Source organism: Streptomyces sp. Isolate_45 (assembly GCF_024721315.2).
In the GTDB taxonomy this organism is placed as follows: domain Bacteria; phylum Actinomycetota; class Actinomycetes; order Streptomycetales; family Streptomycetaceae; genus Streptomyces.
In genome coordinates this window covers 1-17,069 of record NZ_JANFAK020000043.1, presented here as the reverse complement: position 1 = coordinate 17,069, position 17,069 = coordinate 1, and the positions used below count along the sequence as shown (strand labels likewise).

Sequence of the window (17,069 nt, the reverse complement as noted above, 5' to 3'; positions counted from 1 at the left end):
TCGGTGGCGGGGTGGGGTCACAGGGGCAGGACGGCCGTGACGAGCCAGCCGCCCTCGGGGGCGGGGCCGGCGGTGAGGGAGCCGCCGAGGGCCTCGGCGCGTTCGGCCATTCCGACGAGGCCGTAGCCGCCGCCCCGGGCCGTGTCGGAGAGCCGGGCGGGGTGGCCGCCGTCGTCGGCGATGCGTACTTCGAGGCCGGCGGGGACGGTGCGCAGGCCGACGCGTACGGCGGTGGCGGTGGCGGCGTGCTTGCCGATGTTGGTGAGGGCTTCGAGGACGATGCGGTGGGCGGTGGCGGCGACGTCGCCGGGGAGGCGGGTCGCCAGGCCGTCCTCGATGTACAGGGCGACGGGCGGGCCGGTGACGGTGAAGCGTTCGGCGAGCGAGCGGATGTCGGCGAGGCCGGCGACGGGGGCCGTCCCCGGTCCGCCCGCGCGCCCGGCGGCTCCGCCTCCGGTGCGTTTGCCAGCCGCCGGCAGGGCGTTGTCGCCGTCGTTGTCGATGTCGTCGCCGACGTCCTTGCCGCTGTCGGTGTCGTTGTCGCGGAGGACCTTGACGAGGCGGCGCATGGAGCCGAGGGCTTCGTCGCCCGCTGTTTCGATGCGGCCGAAGATCTCGGCGGCGCGTTCGGCGGAGACCTTGGTGAAGCGGGCCGCGCGGGCTTCCACGACGATGCCGGTGACGTGGTGGGCGACGAGGTCGTGGAGTTCGCGGGCCAGTTCGAGGCGTTCGGCGGTGCGGACGGCGCGCAGTTCGCGGACGCGTTGGACGGACTGGAGTCGTAGGAGGAGGGAGTAGGCGCCGACGACGACGGCGAGGACGGAGAAGAGCAGGGTGAAGCGGCCGGGGTCGGTGTCCCGGACGGGTACGGCCGTGCAGCCGAGGCCGAGGAGGGGTCCGAGGACCGCGGCGGTACGGGCGGGCGCGCGGAGCAGGACCTGGGAGAGGAGGACGAGCAGGGCGATGGCCTCGCCGCCGCCCCAGACGATGAGGGGGTGGTTGCCGAAGATGAGGAGGAGGGTGACGGTCCAGGTGGTGGCGGCGGCGAACCAGGCGCGGGTCAGGAGGGGGATCCGGGGCCAGGGTGCGGCGCTGAGGCAGACGAGGATCCCGGAGATCCAGACGGCGGTGTGCGGGAGGCTGGGCCGGCGGGCGAGGATGACGCCTTCGGCGGTGACGAGGCCGATCAGGACCAGGGAGAGGAGCCAGCGGAGCCAGTCGGCGACGTGCGGGTGGCGTCGCGCCCAGCTCGCGAGCGGGCTCACCGACGTCCCTCGGTGAAGGCGGGGGCGACGGCGACGGCGGTGGCGGCGACGGGTGCGGTGGGCGGCGGGGTCACGCCGCGCCGACGGCCAGGCCGCTCTCCCAGGCCCAGGCGGCGATCTCGACGCGGTTGCGGGCGTCGAGCTTGGCCTGGACGTTGGCCAGGTGGGTTTTGACGGTGGACAGCGATACGTACAGTTCGCCGGCGATCTCGGCGTTGGTCAGCCCGCGCGCGAGGCAGCGCACGACGTCCCGTTCGCGTTCGGTGAGGGGCTCGGCGGGGCGGCGGGCGGCCTGGGCGGAGGTGGTGCGCGGGGCCATTTCGCGCAGGAGTCGTACGGTGATGGCGGGTGAGACGAGCGCGTCCCCGGCGGCTGCGGCCCGTACCGCTTCAACCAGCATGGCCGGGCTCGCGTCCTTGAGGAGGAAGCCGGACGCGCCGCCGTGGAGGGCGGCGTGGACGTACTCGTCGAGGTCGAAGGTGGTGACGATGACGATGCGCGGCTTGTCCTGGCCGGAGAGTCGGCGGGTGACTTCGAGTCCGTCGAGCCGTGGCATGCGGATGTCGAGGAGGAGGACGTCCGGCCGGTGCTCGGTGACGGCGGCCAGTGCCGCTTCGCCGTCGACGACGTCGGCGACGACCTCGATGTCGGGCATGCTCTCCAGGATCATGCGGAATCCGGTCCTGACCATGTCCTGGTCGTCCGCGATGACCACTCTGATCGTCATGCGCCGCCTGCCCCACTGTTGCCCGCTGCCGCCGATGGACTCTTCCCATCGGACCGGTGCGGGCGTCGGACCGCAACCGCACGGGGGGCCGCCGGATGGGTGTCGCGGGGTGGGGGCAGCGGTGTTCCGGCCTCGCGGTACGTCCTTCGAGCGTACGTACGTCCGGGGTGGGGCGCTTCGCCCTTCCGGCCGGTTCGCGTCCGGCCGGAAGGACGAGGGGGTGGCGCTCGGTGCGCCGGGGGTGCCGCTCGGTGGGCTAGAGGGTCGCGGCCGCGCTCTTGATCGCTCCCGCGAAGGTGGACACCTCGGTGTAGACGCCGGGGTAGTCGGGGCGTGCGCAGCCCTGGCCCCAGCTGACGATGCCGACCTGGATCCAGGCGTTGGCGTTGTCGCGGCGGAACATGGGGCCGCCGGAGTCGCCCTGGCAGGTGTCGACCCCGCCCTGGGGGAGGCCGGCACAGATCTCTTCGGAGGGGACGAGGTCGCTGCCGTAGGAGCTCTGGCAGGAGGCGTCGGAGACGAAGGGGACGGTGGCCTTCATGAGGTAGCGCTGCTGGCCGCCGCCTTCGCGGGTGGCGCCCCAGCCGGCGACGGTGAAGGTGCCGTTGTCGTAGGCCTTGGTCTCGGCGATCTTCAGGGTGGGCAGGTTGATGGGCTTGGCGAGCTTGATGAGGGCCCAGTCCTTGCCCTTGCCGTTGTAGCCGGGGGCCTGGAGGACCTTGGTGGACTTGACCTTGATGGCGGCGGTGCTGTTGAGGTCGACGACGCCGGCGGTGGCGGTGATCGTGGTGTTGTTGCCGGAGCCGTTCACGCAGTGGGCGGCGGTGAGGACGATCTGCTGGGTGTAGAGGGCTCCGCCGCAGCCCATGGAGAGGCGGACCATGAAGGGGAACTCGCCCTGTGCGGCGCGGGTGCCGCCGACGACGGGGGCTTGGGCGGCGCCCGCTCCGGTCGTCTGGAGGCTGACGGCGGCGAGGGCGACGGCGCCGACGGCGAGGGACTGCTTGAGGAATCTGCCGAGGATGGCCATGGTCAACACACTGCCTTTCGTGGGGGGTTGGGCTGTGCGCGTCATCGGGTGAATGACGAGTCCATGACACAACCGAACGTCCGACGCAATCAAGAACGCGTTTTCGGACAACTTCCGGTCGGGGAGGCGGTGTGACGCAGAACCGCAGGCGCGACAGCCCGGTCGAGCACGGATTTCCGCACCTGGAGACCGTTCGCGCCTCGCTCACGGCCCTGTTCCGGCGCCTGACCCCCGAGGGCGTCCGGGCCTACTCGACGAGCTTCGCGCCGGCCGACGCGGCGTTCGACACCGCCGATGACCTGCACCTCGGCGCCCATCGGGTGGCCGCCGCGATGGTGCGCGCGCTCGGCCTGCCGGACGCGCGCGTGGTGGTCGCGTTCCGGCCGATGCGGGACGCGGCGACCGTCGAGTTGACGGTGGGCCCGGAGTACTTCATCGAGGTGAACGATCGATTCCGCACGCACCGGCGGGATCTGGCCGCCGCACTGGCCCACGAGGTCACCCACGTGCTGCTGCACCGCCTGGACCTGCGCCTGCCGACGACCGCGGAGAACGAGATCCTCACCGACACCGCCGCCGCCTATCTCGGGGTCGGCTGGCTGCTCCTCGACGCCTACCGCGAGGACGTGCTGACGTACCAGAAGCTCGGCTACCTCACCCCGGAGGAGTTCGGGTACGTCCTGGCCAAGCGCGCCCTCCTCCTCGACGAGGACCCCTCCCCCTGGTTCACCGGCCCACAGGCGTACGAGGCCTACGTGCGCGGCCGCGCCCTGGCCGCCCGGGACCTGCGCCGGGCCCCCCTCGCCGCCGCGGGCGCGACGGAGCGGCTGCGCTACGCGCGGGCCCGCCGCGCCGGGAACCGCCCGACGGGGGACGGCACGACGGGGAGCGACCCGAGGGGCGGCGGCACGAGGGGCGGCGGCACGTTCGGTGGGGCCGCGTACCGCTTCGAGGCGCACCCGGACGGTCAGCGGGTGAGCTTCCCGTGCCCGGTGTGCGCCGGGCGGCTGCGGGTCGCGGTGCGGGGGTCGCAGCGGGTGCGGTGCGGGGTGTGCCGCACGGTGCTGGAGTGCGACACCTAGCGGGGGTTCATCGGGCGGCCGCGAAAAGTTTCCTACCGACCGGTAGACAGGGGAACCGCACTGCCCCAGCCTGGTCGCGTACATGCCAATTCGTGACCGAGGAGCGCCCCCACATGCGCATCAGCCGCACCCTCCCCGCCCGTACCGGCCTTCCCCGCCGCAGCGCCTCCGCCGCCGCCGGCGTGGCCGTCGCGGGAGCAGTCCTGGCCCTGCTGCCCGCCACCACGGCCGGAGCCGCCCCGACGGAACGGGCCGTGACCGCGCCGGCCGCCGCGAGCGCCGTCACCGCCTCCGCGCCCGGGGGCAACGCGGCGATCCTCGGCATCGACTACGCCACCTGGCAGCGCGACGTGGCCGCCGTCATCGACGCCGCCCGTCCCGCGATCGAGCAGCGCATCGCCGCGTCCCCGGCCGGGGAGAAGCCGGCGCTCGTCCTCGACATCGACAACTCGTCGTTGGAGACGGACTTCCACTGGTTCTGGACGTTCCCGACGCCCGCGATCACCAAGGTCCGCGAGCTGACCCGGTACGCCAACGACCGCGGCGTCGCGATCTTCTTCGTCACCGCCCGTCCGGGGATCATCGAATCCCTGACCGAGCACAACCTCAAGGCCGTCGGCCACCCCGTCTCGGGCCTGTACGTCCGGGACCTGCCCGACCTGTTCAAAGAGGTGAGCACCTACAAGACGGCCAAGCGCGCCGAGATCGAGGCCCGCGGCTACACGATCATCGCGAACATCGGCAACAAGCAGAGCGACCTGGTCGGCGGCCACGCGGAGCGCACCGTGAAGCTGCCGGACTACGACGGCAAGCTGTCCTGATCCGGCGGCGCGCGGTTGCGGCGGGGTGGCGGCCGTCAGACGCCACCACCACCGCAACCGCCGCCACCTCCGCAGGAGCCACCACCTCCGCCGCCGTCCCCGCCGCCCCAACCCGGGCTGCCGAGTCCGACGCCGTCGCTGCCGCCGCCGCCGCTCCCGGACCAGGCCCCGTCCTGGAACACCGCGACGCCCAGGAAGAAGGAGAACAGCGCGGGCAGGACGGCGAGCCCCACCATCCACCCCGTTCCCATCGTCTCCTGGGCGTCCTGCAGATCCGGGTCCATCGCGAGCCACACCAGGCCTCCCCAGGTGCCGAGGCACAGCACCCCACTGACCGAGGCCCAGATGCCGCCCCGGCTCACTCCCCCGCCACCTTTGTCTCCATACGGGCGTTGTGCCCGCGCCCCGATCGCGGAACACCGGCGTCCGTCAGAAGCCGGCGGCCTTCCCGTGCGCCCTTTCCTCCGCGATGGCGTTGACCGCCGCCCAACCGAAGGCCATCGCGGGGCCGATCGTCGCGCCGGGGCCCGGGTAGGTCTCGCCCATGACCGCCGCCGAGCAGTTGCCGGCCGCGTAGAGGCCACCGATCGGGGACGCGTCCTCGCGCAGCACCCGGCCGTCGCCGTCCGTGACCAGGCCGCCCTTGGTGCCGATGTCACCCGGGTGCACGGGGACCGCGTAGAAGGGGCCCCTGTCGATCGGCGCCAGGTTCGGGTTGGGCAGCGTCGGGTCGCCGTAGTAGCGGTCGTAGACGCCGGCGCCGCGCCCGAAGTCCTCGTCCACACCGCGCTCGGCGAAGCCGTTGAAGCGACGGAGGGCGGCGGGCAGGCCCGGCGCGGAGATCTGCCGCGCCAGTTCCTCCACCGTCGCGGCCTTCTTCACGAAGCCGCTCTCCAACCACCTGGCGGGGAAGGGCTGTCCGGGGAACAGCCCGGCGAAGAGGTAGCGGGCCTTCGAGCGGGCGTCGAGGACCAGCCAGGACGGTACGGTGCTCGCACCGGGCCGGTCGGCGGCGTACATCCGGTCCACGAACGCGTGGTAGGGCAGCGCCTCGTTGGCGTACCGCTCCCCCGACCCGTCGACGATCACCATGCCGGGGATGCCCCGGTCGGCGACCAGGAAGAACGGCTTCTCCCCCGGCGGGCACACCGACGGCGCCCCCCACACCCGGTCCAGCAGGTCGGTGGCCGCGCCGAGTTCCTCGCCGAGCCGCAGGGCGTCGCCCGTCTGCCCCTCGGAGGCGTGCGTCCAGTCGGTGGAGGTGGGCGCGGGCAGGTGCTTCTCCCGCAGTTCCGCGTCGTGGGAGAAGCCGCCGGCGGCGAGCACGACCCCGCCCCGGGCCCGTACGGTCACCTCGCGGCCCGCGCGGACGACCCGTACGCCTTCCACCCGGCCGGAGTCGTCCGTGACCAGGCCGGTCAGCGGCGCCGACAGCCACAGGTCGCCGCCGAGCCGGTCCAGCGAGAGCCGCATCCGGGCGATCAGCGCCTCCCCGAGGGAGAGCAGTTTGCGGCCGGTGACCAGCGCCTTCACCGCCCGCATCCCCACCTTCACGGAGGTCCGCCGGCCCGCCCAGGTGCGGGCCACCATGTTCAGGAAGCGGAAGTCGTACGAGGTCATGGTCAGCCCGTACGTCGGCAGCCCCGCGCGGCGCATCGTGCGGCCGAGCTCGCCCAGCCGCCGGAAGTCCACGATGCACGGCTCGACGGACCGCCCCTGGGCCATGCCTCCCGGTGCCTCGGGGAAGTAGTCCGGGTAGCCGGGGGTGTACATGAAGCGGACCTCGGTGCGGTCGTGGAACTCCCGGACCATGCGCGGCCCGTGGGCGAGGTAGGCCTCCTTTCGGGCGTCGGGGACCCGGTCGCCGACGGTCGCGTCGAGGTAGGCGCGCGCCTTGTCGTGGGTGTCGGCGATGGCGGCCCGGTCGAGGTGGAAGTTGCCGGGCACCCAGATCGCGCCGCCGGACAGGGCGGTGGAGCCCCCGTACGCCTCGGTCTTCTCCACGACCAGGACGGTCAGTCCGCGCAGTCGGGCGGTGATCGCGGCGGCCAGGCCGGCCGCGCCGGAGCCGGCCACCACCACGTCGTACTCGTACGTGTGCCCGTGCGTGTGCTGGTCGGTCATCCGAAGGCTCCGGTGGCGTAGTCGCTGCGGAAGTACAGCAGGGGCGATCCGCCGTCGCGGGCGGTGAGTTCGAGGACCCGGGCCGTGACCAGGTAGTGGTCGCCCGCCTCGTGGACGGTGTCCAGGGCGCAGTCGACGGTGGCGAGGGCCCCGGTGATGCGGACGGTTCCGTGCGCGGAGGTCTCCCACTCCACCCCGGCGAACTTGTCGCCGCCGCGGCGGCCGAGGGCCTCGCAGACGGCCCGCTGCCGTGCGTCGAGGATGCTGACTCCGAACCGGCCGGCGGCCCGTACGGCGGGCCAGCTGGAGGAGCCCTTGCCCACGCAGATCAGGACCAGCGGCGGGTCCAGGGAGAGGGAGGCGAAGGACTGGCAGGCCAGCCCGACGGGGCGGCCGTCGGGGTCGGTGGCGGCGAGGACGGTGATGCCGGAGGCGAAGGCGCCCAGTACCTCGCGGAACGCGGCGGGATCGACGGGGGCGGGATCGACGGGGGCGGGCGGGGTCAGCCGTTCCACTGGTGGCCCCAGAAGCTGTCGGCGGTGATCTCCTTCGCGGTCCAGGCCGCGGGGTCGACGATCAGGCCGTCCCAGCCGTACTCGACCTGGAAGCCGCCGGGGGCGTGCGCGTAGAACGACACCATGTGGTCGTTGGAGTGCCGGCCGAGGGTGGAGGCGATGGGGATGCCCGCCGCGTTCATCCGGTCGAGGCAGTAGCCGACGTCGTCGAGGCGTTCCAGTTCGACCATGAAGTGGACGATGCCGGGCGGCAGGGCTCCGGGGTAGAGGCCGAGGCTGTGGTGGCGGCGGTTGGGGCTGAGGAAGTGCATCAGGTGGAAGTCCTTGCCGGGGGCTCCGGTGGGGACGGCGACGGGGGGCAGCTTCATCGAGTCGCGCAGTTGGAAGCCGAGGAGGTTCTCGTAGAAGTCGAGGCTCGCCTCGATCTCGACGGCGGGCAGGACGACGTGGCCGAGGCCGAGGTCGCCCGTGACGAAGCGGTTGCCGTAGGGCGCGGCGAGCGGGCTGTGGTCCTGGGCCTGGCCCCAGTAGATCTCCAGGGGGTTGCCGCCGGGGTCCTCGCAGTGGATCAGGCCCTGGACGCGGCGGTCGGCGAGGGTGGCGTCGTCGGCCTGCTTGACCGCGCGGCCGGCGGCCTCCAGTTCGGCGGCCGCGTCCCGCAGGGCGCGGGCGTTCGCCACCTCGAAGCCCGCCGCGAGGAGGCGGTCCGTGGTCCCGGCGACGAACTGGAAGCGGTGGACGCGGTCGTCGATGCGGACGGACAGCAGGGTGTCCGTGCTGCCCTGCCCTTGCGTCATGCCGAGGACGTCGAGGGCGAAGGTGCGCCAGGCGGCGAGGTCGGCGGTCTCGATGCGGAGGTAGCCGAGTGCGCGGATGTCCATGGGGGCTCCCTGGTGGCTAGTGGAGGAAGAAGTCGGTGGCGAGGCGGTTGAACTCGGCGGCGGCCTCGGTCTGGGCCCAGTGCCCGCAGCGCGGGAAGACGTGCAGGCGGGCGTCGGGGATGGTCTTGAGTGCGAGGAAGGCGCCGTCGACGGGGTTGACCCGGTCCTCCCGGCCCCAGGTGAGGAGCACCGGGCGGGTGATGCGGTGGGCCTCGCGCCACAGGAGGGTGTCCTCGGGCCATTTCGTGAAGGCGGCGGCCATGCGGGCGTTGCCGAGCCGTGCCTCGGGGTCGGTGGCCTGCGCGAAGCGCTCCTCGACGAGGGCGGCGGTGACGACGGCCGGGTCGTGGACGAGGGTGGTGAGGAAGGTGCGCATCGCGGCGCGGGTGGGTTCGGGGGCGAGGCTGAACTCGAAGAGCCGCTTGATGCCTTCGGTGGGGTCGGCGGAGAACAGGTTCAAGGAGATGCCGCCGGGGCCCATCAGGAGCAGTTTCGCGACCCGCTCCGGGTGGTCGAGGGCGATCCGGACGGCGGTGCCGCCGCCGAGGGAGTTTCCGATGAAGTGGGCTTCCTCGATGCCGAGTTCGTCCATGAGGGCGACGACGGCGCGGGCGCTGAAGGTGAAGTAGTCGCAGTCGGGTTCGGGCTTGTCGGAGCGGCCGTAGCAGGGCAGGTCGACGAGCAGGGTGCGGAACCGGGCGGCGAAGTGGGGCAGGTTGGCGCCGAAGTTGGACCAGCCGGAGGCGCCGGGTCCGCCGCCGTGCAGCATGATCACGACGGGTGCGTCGGCGGGTCCCGCCACGTGGTGGTGGAGGGCGAGGCCGCCGGCCTTCACGGTCCGGGAGGTGTTCTCGTAGGTGAGGCTCACAGCATCGTGTCCTGGATGTCGAGGCCGAGGGCGCCCTGGCCGAAGAGGACCAGTGCCCGTTCGGGGTCGTTGGCGGCGTGGCCGCGTCCGGTGTGGACGTCGCGCCAGGCCCGCTGGACGGGGTTGGCGCCGGTGCGCATGGCGCCGCCGCCCGCGTTCTCCATCAGCAGGTCGACGGCGGCGACGCAGCGTTCGGTGGCGAGGACCTGGTCGCGGCGGACCCGGGTGCGCAGGGCCAGGGGCAGGGGTTCGCCGCGTTCGGCGAGGGCGTGGAGGTCGCCGATGTTGCGCCGGAGCTGGAGCCAGGAGGCGTCGATGTCACTGGCGGCGCGGGCGATGCGGACCTGCGCGAAGGGGTCCTCGGCGACCTGCTGGCCGTAGGAGGTCCGGAAGCGTTCGCGGGTCGCGGCCACGTACCCCTCGTAGGCGCCCTCGGCGATGCCGACGATCGGGGTGGAGATGGTGGTGGTGAAGATCGAGGCGTACGGGAGCCGGTAGAGGGGCTCGGGGTTGAGCGCGTGGCCGGGGACGTCCAGGGCGGTGACGGGCCCGAAGCTGAGGGCGCGGTGCTCGGGGACGAAGACCTCCTCGACGACGATGTCGTTGGAGCCGGAGCCGCGCAGGCCCACGGTGTCCCAGACCTCGTCGATGCGGTACTGGGTGCGGGGCACGAGGAAGGTGCGCATGTCCACGGGTCGGCCCTCGGCGTCGGTGACGAGCGCGCCGAGCAGGGCCCAGTCGGCGTGGTCGCAGCCGGAGGAGAAGTGCCAGCGGCCGCTGAGGGTGAAGCCGCCGGCGACCGGGGCGACCTTGCCGGTGGGGGCGTACGAGGAACAGATGCGGGTGTCGCGGTCCGGGCCCCAGACCTCCTCCTGGGCGCGGGGGTCGTAGAGCGCGACGTGCCAGGGGTGGACGCCGACGACGGAGGCGACCCAGCCGGTGGAGCCGCAGGCCTTGGCGATCTCCTTGACGGCCTCGTAGAAGACCCCGGGGTGCGCTGCGCGCCCGCCGTGGGCCCTGGGCTGGAGCAGGCGGAAGAATCCGGCGCCGGTGAGTTCCTTGATGCTCGCCTCGGGAACCTTGCGCTGAGCCTCCGCTTCGGCGGCGCGTTCGCGCAGGGCCGGGGCGAGGGCGCGGACTGCGTCGAGGACGTCTTCGTCGCTCATGGTGTCCCTTTCTCGGGGTCGTCGGCTTCGGGGTGCGGTGAACGTACGCCCGGGGGTCGGGGGCGAGGAACGGGGCGTTCCCGCTGAGCGGGAAGGCGTCGTGGAGGGTGCGGCGGGGGTCGCGCCGGGCGCCCCAGCACCCCTCTCATGACGATCAGAAGTATTACTGAATGAAATACATGGTTCCGGGTCCTTCCCCGGGCCCGGGGCCGCGTGGCAGGGTCGCTCCAACGCCTCACGCAGGGGGTTCCTCGTGCTCGATCAGGTCATGGAGAGCGGGCTCGCACCGCTGTCACTGCTGGAGAAGGCCGCCAAGGTCCTGGGTGCCTTCGAGGGTCCGCAGCCACGGCTCTCGCTGACCGAGGTGGTGCGCCGCAGCGGGATCCCCCGCTCGTCCGCCCACCGGATCCTGGACCAACTGGTGCGGTTGCGCTGGCTGGACCGGGAGGGCCGGGACTACCGGATGGGCATGCGGATGCTGGAGCTCGGCGCGCTCGCCGCCCACCACAACCGACTGCGCCGGGCGGCCCTGCCGCTGCTGCACGCGCTGCACGAGCAGACCGGGCAGCTGGTGCACCTGTGGGTGCTGGACGGGGCGGAAGTGGTCTGTCTGGAACGGATCGGCGGGTCGGAGGCGGGCGCCGTGCCCTCCCGGGTCGGCGGCCGGATGCCGGCCTGTTCCACGGCCGCCGGGAAGGCGATGCTCGCCTTCGGCGACCAGGACACCGTCGAGGAGGTCCTGGCCCGGGGGCTGCGCCCGCGCACGGCCCGGACCCTGGTCCGTCCGGCCGCGCTGCGGGCGGAGCTGGCGGCGACCCGCGAGCGCGGCGTCGCCCACGACCGGGAGGAAACCTTCCGCGGGGTCCACTGCGTGGCCGCGCCGCTGCGGGGCGCGGGACGGGCGGTCGCCGCCGTGTCCCTGTCCTCCTGCCGGGGCGAGCGCGAGCTCGCCCGGCAGGCGCCCGCGGTCCTGGCCTGCGCGCGGTCCGTGTGGCGCGAGCTGTACGGGCCGGGTCGGGCGGGCCGCGCGGCGGCCTCCGTACCGCCCGTGGCCGCCGAGCCGGCCGTGTCGGCGCGGGAAATGGACAACATGATGGGTTGGTTGCGGTTCAGCGAGTGGATGTAGCGGGTACAGATACCTCATCGCACACGCACCGGACCCGACCCCTCGCCAGGGGGCCGGGCCCGTTGCGTTTCAGCCGTAGGTCACCCGGACCCGGTCGGTGACCGGGAAGGCCTGGCAGGCGAGGACGTAGCCGTCGGCGAGGTCCTCGGCGTCGAGGACCTCGTTGCGGACCATCGTCACCTCGCCCTCGACCACCCGGCAGCAGCAGGCCGCGCAGGCGCCCTCGCGGCAGGAGTACGGGGCTTCGACGCCCGCGGCGAGGAGGGCGTCGAGCAGCGTGGCCCGGCGCGGCCAGGACGCGGTACGGGTCTCCCCGTCGAGCCGCACGACGGCGGCGGCATCGGCGCCGGCATCGGCGGGTGGGGATTGAGCGGGCCCCGCCGCGGGGGCGAACACGTCTGCGCCGAGGGAGAAGTAGCGTTCGCGGCGGATGCGGGAGCCTGGCGCCCCGGCCGAGCGCAGGGCCGTCTCGGCGGCGTCCATGAGCGGTCCGGGACCGCACAGCCAGGCCTCGCGGCCCGCGTACGGGGCGAGAAGCCCCCCGAGCCGGGCGGCGGTCGGCAGCCCGCTCAGGCTCTCCAACCAGTGCACGACGGTCAGCCGGTCGGGGTGCCGGGCGGCCAACTCCTCCAGCTCGTGGCGGAAGATGACCGATGCGGGGTCCCGGTTGGCGTACAGCAGGGCGATCCGGCCCCGCCCGGCGGCGAGGGCCGACTTGGCCAGGGAGAGCACCGGGGTGATGCCGCTGCCGCCGGCGACGAGCAGCAGGTCCCGGTCGAGGCCGTCCGGGCCGGGGGTGAAGGCGCCCGCCGGTGGCAGGACCTCCAGTTCGTCGCCCGCCGCGACGGTGTCGCAGACCCAGCCGGAGCCGAGCCCGCCGGGGACCCGTTTGACGGTGATCCTCATGGGCTCGCCGGTGTGCGGCGAGCTGGCCAGGGAGTAGCAGCGGGCGCCGCCGCCGGGGATCCGCAGGGTGAGGAACTGACCTGGGCGGTAGGGCAGTTCGGTGTCCAGCACGAGGGACACCGCGTCCGGGGTCTCCTGGATCCGCTCCCGGACCCGGACCCGCAGCGAGCCGGCGGGCGCGGGCGCCGCAGCGGGCGCGGGTGCCGGTGCGGTGGGGGCGGGCGCCGGTGCGGCGGCCCGTGCGGCAGTGCTCTCACGCATCGGCGGGCACCTCCAGCCGGCCCTCCCGTACGGCCGCCTCGATGCCGGCGCGCAGGGCCGGGCAGGAGCGGACGCGGGCGCTGAGTTCGCCGGCGGCGACCCGGGCGGCGATGCGCGGGCACACCGAGGCCGCCCGGTCCGTCCACTGGACCTGGGTGTGGGCGGCGCTGAACTTCTCGCACAGCACCTCGGTCCCGCACTCCGCGCAGGCGACGGGGGTCATCACGCGCCGCCCGGGGACGCGGCGCGGCGGGCGAGGTTCTCCTCGACCTCCGCCTTCCAGGCGGCGGTGGCGCGGGTGGTGTCGATCTCGAACTCGAAGCGCCGGACCATCTCGTCCTTGATGTCGGCGGCGTCGACGTAGAACTGCTCGTACCAGCGGCGGAGCTGGTAGACGGGCCCGTCCTCCTCGGTGAGGAGGGGGTTGTCGATGCGGGTCTTGTTCCGCCAGATCTCCACGTCCTGCTCGAAGCCGACGGCCAGCCCCTCGGCGGTGAGGCGGGCGGCCTCGGCGGCCTGTTCGTCGCTCATGCCGGGGAGCTTCTTGACGCTCGCCCCGTACATGAGGACGAAGCTGTTCTCGTCGACCGGGTAGTGGCAGTTGATCAGTACGGATTCCATCTCCAGGCCGCCGCCGACGTCGCTCCACAGCCGGTCGATCATGTAGGAGGGGCCGTGGTAGGAGGCGTCGGAGCGCAGGCCGCCGCCGGTGGAGAGGGTGCCGAGGTCGACGTCGCCGCGCGGGGTGGACTCCATGTACTGGGTGGCGACGTGTCCGTCGAAGACGTTCTTGAAGTAGTGCGGGAAGGCGTAGTGCACGTAGTAGAAGTGCGCCATGTCCACGACGTTGTCGACGATCTCCCGGCAGTTGGCGTTCTCGACGCGCAGGGAGTTCCAGCTCCAGTCGCTCCAGTCGGCGCTGCCGTGGCCCTCGATCTCGGGGATGGTGACGCCCTCGGGCGGCGGGTTGCCCTCCGGGTCGTGCCAGACGTAGAGCTGGCCGTTGCGCCGCAGGGTGGTCCAGGCGCGGGTCCGGGCGCGCGGTGGGACGCGGCGGGCGTAGGGGACGTCGGCGCAGCGGCCGTTGCCGGACCAGCGCCAGTCGTGGAAGGGGCAGGCGACGGTGTCGCCCTTGACGGTGCCGTGGGCGAGGTTGCCGCCCATGTGGGGGCAGTAGGCGTTCAGGACGCCCAGTTCTCCGTTGTCGGCGCCCCGGAAGACGACGAGGCGGGTCCCGAAGGCCTCCACCTCGTGCGGGGCGCCGTCCTCGAAGGGGGCGGCGAGGCCGAGGCAGTGCCAGCCGCGCGCGAAGCGGGCGGGTACGGCCGCCGCCTCGATGACGCGGGGTCCTTCGTCGGTTGAGGCCATGGGGAGGCCCTCCACTTCTTTGTGGGGTGTGCTGCGGGGGTGCCCTGCGGCGGCGACTCGGGCCGGGGCGGGCCGGGTTACGCGCGGGAGTCCCCGGCCTCGGCCGCGAGTTCCAGGGCGATGTCGATGAGCTGGTCCTCCTGCCCGCCGACGAGGCGGCGTTCGCCCGCGCGCAGCAGGATCCGCGCGCCGGGGACCCCGTAGCGTTCGGCCTGCCGGTAGGCGTGCACGAGGAAGCTGGAGTAGACGCCGGCGTGGCCCATGAGCAGGGACATCCGGTCGAGGCGGCACTCGTCGTCCATGACGGGCCGCACCACGTCCTCGGCGGCGTCGATGATGGCGAGGACGTCGATGCCGGTGCGGATGCCCATCTTGTGGCAGACGGCGGCGAACGCCTCGACGGGGGTGTTGCCGGCGCCCGCGCCGAGGCGGCGGGTGGAGCCGTCGATCTGGAGGGCGCCGGCCCGGACGGCGGCGACGGAGTTGCCGACGCCGAGGCCGAGGTTCTCGTGGCCGTGGAAGCCGACCTGGGCGTCGGCGCCGAGCTCGGCGACCAGGGCCTGGACCCGGTCGGTGACCTGGTCCATGACGAGGGCGCCCGCGGAGTCGACGACGTACACGCACTGGCAGCCGGCGTCGGCCATGATCCGGGCCTGGCGGGCGAGGTTCTCGGGGCTGGTGGAGTGGGCCATCATCAGGAAGCCCACGGTCTCCAGGCCCATCGCGCGGGCCAGCCCGAAGTGTTGGACCGAGATGTCGGCCTCGGTGCAGTGGGTGGCGATCCGGCAGATGCTCCCGCCGCTCGCGTGGGCGGCGCGGATGTCGTCCTTGACGCCGAGTCCGGGCAGCATCAGGAACGCGATCTTCGCGTTCCGGGCCGTTTCGGCGGCGGCCTTGATGAGTTCCTGCTCGGGGGTCCGGGAGAAGCCGTAGTTGAAGGAGGACCCGCCGAGTCCGTCGCCGTGCGCGACCTCGATGACGGGGACCCCGGCCGTGTCGAGGGCGGCGACGATCGACGTCACGTCGTCGACGGTGAATTGGTGCCGCTTGGCGTGCGAGCCGTCCCGCAGGCAGGAGTCGGTGACGCGGATGTCGAGGGTGTCGGAGTAGGCGTTCACGGGTGCAGCTCCTTGGCGAACTCCTCGCCGACCTTGGTGGCGGCGGCGGTCATGATGTCGAGGTTCCCGGCGTACGGCGGCAGGTAGTCGCCCGCGCCCTCGACCTCCAGGAACACCGCGACGCGGGCGTTGCCGCCGTTCGCCGCGGACGGTTCGTCGAACTGCGGCTCGGTGCGCAGCCGGTAGCCGGGGACGTAGCCGGCCACCTCGCGGACGACCTGGTGGATGGAGGCGGCGACGGCCTCCCGGTCGGCGTCCGGCGGGATCGCGCAGAAGACGGTGTCGCGCATCATCACCGGGGGTTCGGCGGGGTTGAGGATGATGATCGCCTTGCCGCGGGCGGCGCCGCCGATGTCCTCGATGCCGCGGGCGGTGGTGCGGGTGAACTCGTCGATGTTGGCGCGGGTTCCGGGGCCGGCGGAGACGGAGGCCACCGAGGCGACGATCTCCGCGTAGGCCACGGGCACCACGCGGGAGACGGCGTACACCATCGGGATGGTGGCCTGGCCGCCACAGGTGATCATGTTGACGTTGGCCCGGTCGAGGTGGGCGGTGAGGTTCGCGGGCGGGACCACGGCGGGGCCGATGGCGGCGGGGGTGAGGTCGACGGCCTTGATGCCGAGCTCGGCGTAGCGCGGGGCGTTGGCCCGGTGGACGGAGGCGGAGGTGGCCTCGAAGACCAGGTCGGGGAGTTCGTCGCGGGCCAGGAGCCAGTCGACGCCCTCGTGGGAGGTGTCGAGGCCGGCGCGGCGGGCGCGGGCGAGGCCTTCGCTGTCGGGGTCCACGCCGATCATCCAGCGGGGCTCGATGTGCGGGGAGCGGAGCAGTTTGTGGAGCAGGTCGGTGCCGATGTTGCCGGAGCCGACGACGGCTGCGGTGGCTTTCTTCATGCGGTACTCCCGTACGGGCCTCAGACGAAGGAGAGGGACACCGGGCCGAGCCCGGTGAAGTCGGCGGTGTAGGTCCGTCCGGCGCGTACGTCCACGGCGCGGGTGCAGGAGCCGGGCAGGATCAGGTGGCCCTTGCGCAGCGGGACGCCGAAGCGGGCGACGGTGCGGGCCAGCCAGGCGACGGCGGTGGTGGGGTCGCCGAGGACGGCGTCGGAGCGGCCCTCGGCGAGGAGTTCGCCGTCGCACGCGACGCGGGCCTCGACCGCCCTCAGGTCGAGTTCGCGGGGGTCGCGGCCCTCGCCGATGACGTAGCCGGCGGAGGAGGCGTTGTCGGCGATGGTGTCGGCGATGGTGATGCGCCAGTCGGCGATCCGGCTGTCGATCAATTCCAGTGCGGGGACGACGCGTTCGGTGGCGGCCAGCACGTCGGCCACGGTGCAGCCCTCCCCCGGCAGGTCGGTGCCGAGGACGAAGCCGACCTCGGCCTCGATGCGGGGCGCGCAGTAGGCGGCGGCCCGGACGGGGTCGTCCCGGCGCAGCTCCATCGTGTCCAGCAGGTGGCCGTAGTCGGGCTCGTCGACGCCCATCATGGCCTGCATGACGGGCGAGGAGAGCCCGACCTTGTGGCCGGTGACGCGGGCGTCGCCGCCGCCGGTGCGGTGGCGGATGTTGATCAGCTGGATCTCGTACGCGTCCTGCGTGTCGATGCCCTCGAACAGTTCGGTGAGCGGCCGTACGGGGGTCCGGTGCCGTTCGGCCCCGCGCAGCAGCTCGGCGGCCTCGCGCCGGCGCAGGTCGTCGATCATGGGTCCTCCCGGCTGCGTGGTGTGGTGCGGCAGACGGTAGGCGGGCGGCGGGCGCGGGCGGGAGGGCGTGTTCCCGGTGAGCGGGAAAGGCCGTGGGCCGGGACGTTTCCGTCCC

At 73.2% G+C, this 17,069-nt stretch carries 18 protein-coding genes; 3 read left to right on the top strand and 15 right to left on the bottom strand.

The features are described from left to right. Positions 1-17 precede the first annotated feature (17 nt). From NOD94_RS16440 to NOD94_RS16430, 3 genes are all read right to left on the bottom strand, one after another. Positions 18-1,265, bottom strand: a complete 1,248-nt coding sequence (locus tag NOD94_RS16440; protein WP_281206680.1) for a histidine kinase — start codon at positions 1,263-1,265, stop codon at positions 18-20. Between the two features lie 70 nt (positions 1,266-1,335). Next, positions 1,336-1,992: a response regulator transcription factor gene (locus tag NOD94_RS16435; RefSeq protein ID WP_281206679.1), complete on the bottom strand. Its 657-nt coding sequence runs from the start codon at positions 1,990-1,992 to the stop codon at positions 1,336-1,338. A 256-nt stretch (positions 1,993-2,248) separates the two neighbouring features. After that, entirely contained in the window at positions 2,249-3,022 is a 774-nt protein-coding gene (locus tag NOD94_RS16430; RefSeq protein ID WP_281206678.1) for a serine protease, read from the bottom strand. Between the two features lie 131 nt (positions 3,023-3,153). Between NOD94_RS16430 and NOD94_RS16425 the strand changes: the two genes are divergently transcribed. After that, on the top strand, positions 3,154-4,104 hold the full coding sequence (locus NOD94_RS16425) for a hypothetical protein (RefSeq protein WP_281206677.1): 951 nt from the start codon (positions 3,154-3,156) through the stop codon (positions 4,102-4,104). A gap of 113 nt (positions 4,105-4,217) precedes the next feature. Next, positions 4,218-4,925, top strand: a complete 708-nt coding sequence (locus NOD94_RS16420; protein WP_281206676.1) for an HAD family acid phosphatase — start codon at positions 4,218-4,220, stop codon at positions 4,923-4,925. Positions 4,926-4,960: 35 nt separating this feature from the next. On the opposite strand, the gene NOD94_RS16415 is transcribed toward NOD94_RS16420, so the two are convergent. From NOD94_RS16415 to hsaA, 6 genes are all read right to left on the bottom strand, one after another. Beyond that, positions 4,961-5,287 carry a hypothetical protein gene (locus tag NOD94_RS16415; protein ID WP_281206675.1) on the bottom strand — a complete coding sequence of 109 codons (327 nt, stop codon included), beginning with the start codon at positions 5,285-5,287 and terminating at the stop codon, positions 4,961-4,963. A 67-nt stretch (positions 5,288-5,354) separates the two neighbouring features. Next, positions 5,355-7,049 (bottom strand): FAD-dependent oxidoreductase, encoded by a 1,695-nt coding sequence (locus NOD94_RS16410; RefSeq protein WP_281206674.1) that lies wholly within the window; start codon positions 7,047-7,049, stop codon positions 5,355-5,357. Then, positions 7,046-7,564, bottom strand: a complete 519-nt coding sequence (locus NOD94_RS16405) for a flavin reductase family protein (protein WP_281206673.1) — start codon at positions 7,562-7,564, stop codon at positions 7,046-7,048. The genes NOD94_RS16410 and NOD94_RS16405 overlap by 4 nt, the downstream gene beginning before the upstream one ends. Beyond that, entirely contained in the window at positions 7,552-8,445 is an 894-nt protein-coding gene (locus NOD94_RS16400; RefSeq protein ID WP_281206672.1) for a VOC family protein, read from the bottom strand. Before NOD94_RS16400 ends, NOD94_RS16405 begins: the two co-directional genes overlap by 13 nt. A 16-nt stretch (positions 8,446-8,461) precedes the next feature. Next, positions 8,462-9,313, bottom strand: coding sequence for a 4,5:9,10-diseco-3-hydroxy-5,9,17-trioxoandrosta-1(10),2-diene-4-oate hydrolase (hsaD, locus tag NOD94_RS16395; RefSeq protein WP_281206671.1), 852 nt, complete (start codon positions 9,311-9,313; stop codon positions 8,462-8,464). Continuing rightward, positions 9,310-10,479: a 3-hydroxy-9,10-secoandrosta-1,3,5(10)-triene-9,17-dione monooxygenase oxygenase subunit gene (gene hsaA, locus NOD94_RS16390; RefSeq protein ID WP_281206670.1), complete on the bottom strand. Its 1,170-nt coding sequence runs from the start codon at positions 10,477-10,479 to the stop codon at positions 9,310-9,312. The genes hsaD and hsaA overlap by 4 nt, the downstream gene beginning before the upstream one ends. A 253-nt stretch (positions 10,480-10,732) precedes the next feature. Between hsaA and NOD94_RS16385 the strand changes: the two genes are divergently transcribed. After that, positions 10,733-11,605, top strand: coding sequence for an IclR family transcriptional regulator (locus NOD94_RS16385; protein WP_281206669.1), 873 nt, complete (start codon positions 10,733-10,735; stop codon positions 11,603-11,605). A gap of 69 nt (positions 11,606-11,674) precedes the next feature. On the opposite strand, the gene NOD94_RS16380 is transcribed toward NOD94_RS16385, so the two are convergent. The 6 genes from NOD94_RS16380 to NOD94_RS16355 all read right to left on the bottom strand — a co-directional run bounded on the left by NOD94_RS16380 (position 11,675) and on the right by NOD94_RS16355 (position 16,954). Continuing rightward, complete coding sequence (locus NOD94_RS16380) at positions 11,675-12,772, bottom strand: ferredoxin--NADP reductase (RefSeq protein ID WP_281206667.1); 1,098 nt, start codon at positions 12,770-12,772, stop codon at positions 11,675-11,677. After that, complete coding sequence (locus tag NOD94_RS16375; protein WP_281206666.1) at positions 12,765-12,995, bottom strand: hypothetical protein; 231 nt, start codon at positions 12,993-12,995, stop codon at positions 12,765-12,767. The genes NOD94_RS16380 and NOD94_RS16375 overlap by 8 nt, the downstream gene beginning before the upstream one ends. Further along, positions 12,995-14,140, bottom strand: coding sequence for a Rieske 2Fe-2S domain-containing protein (locus NOD94_RS16370; protein WP_281206665.1), 1,146 nt, complete (start codon positions 14,138-14,140; stop codon positions 12,995-12,997). Before NOD94_RS16370 ends, NOD94_RS16375 begins: the two co-directional genes overlap by 1 nt. Before the next feature lie 77 nt (positions 14,141-14,217). Further along, complete coding sequence (gene dmpG / locus NOD94_RS16365) at positions 14,218-15,258, bottom strand: 4-hydroxy-2-oxovalerate aldolase (RefSeq protein WP_281206664.1); 1,041 nt, start codon at positions 15,256-15,258, stop codon at positions 14,218-14,220. Further along, positions 15,255-16,148 (bottom strand): acetaldehyde dehydrogenase (acetylating), encoded by an 894-nt coding sequence (locus NOD94_RS16360; RefSeq protein WP_281206663.1) that lies wholly within the window; start codon positions 16,146-16,148, stop codon positions 15,255-15,257. Before NOD94_RS16360 ends, dmpG begins: the two co-directional genes overlap by 4 nt. A 20-nt stretch (positions 16,149-16,168) precedes the next feature. After that, positions 16,169-16,954, bottom strand: a complete 786-nt coding sequence (locus NOD94_RS16355; protein ID WP_281206662.1) for a 2-keto-4-pentenoate hydratase — start codon at positions 16,952-16,954, stop codon at positions 16,169-16,171. Positions 16,955-17,069: the final 115 nt, after the last annotated feature.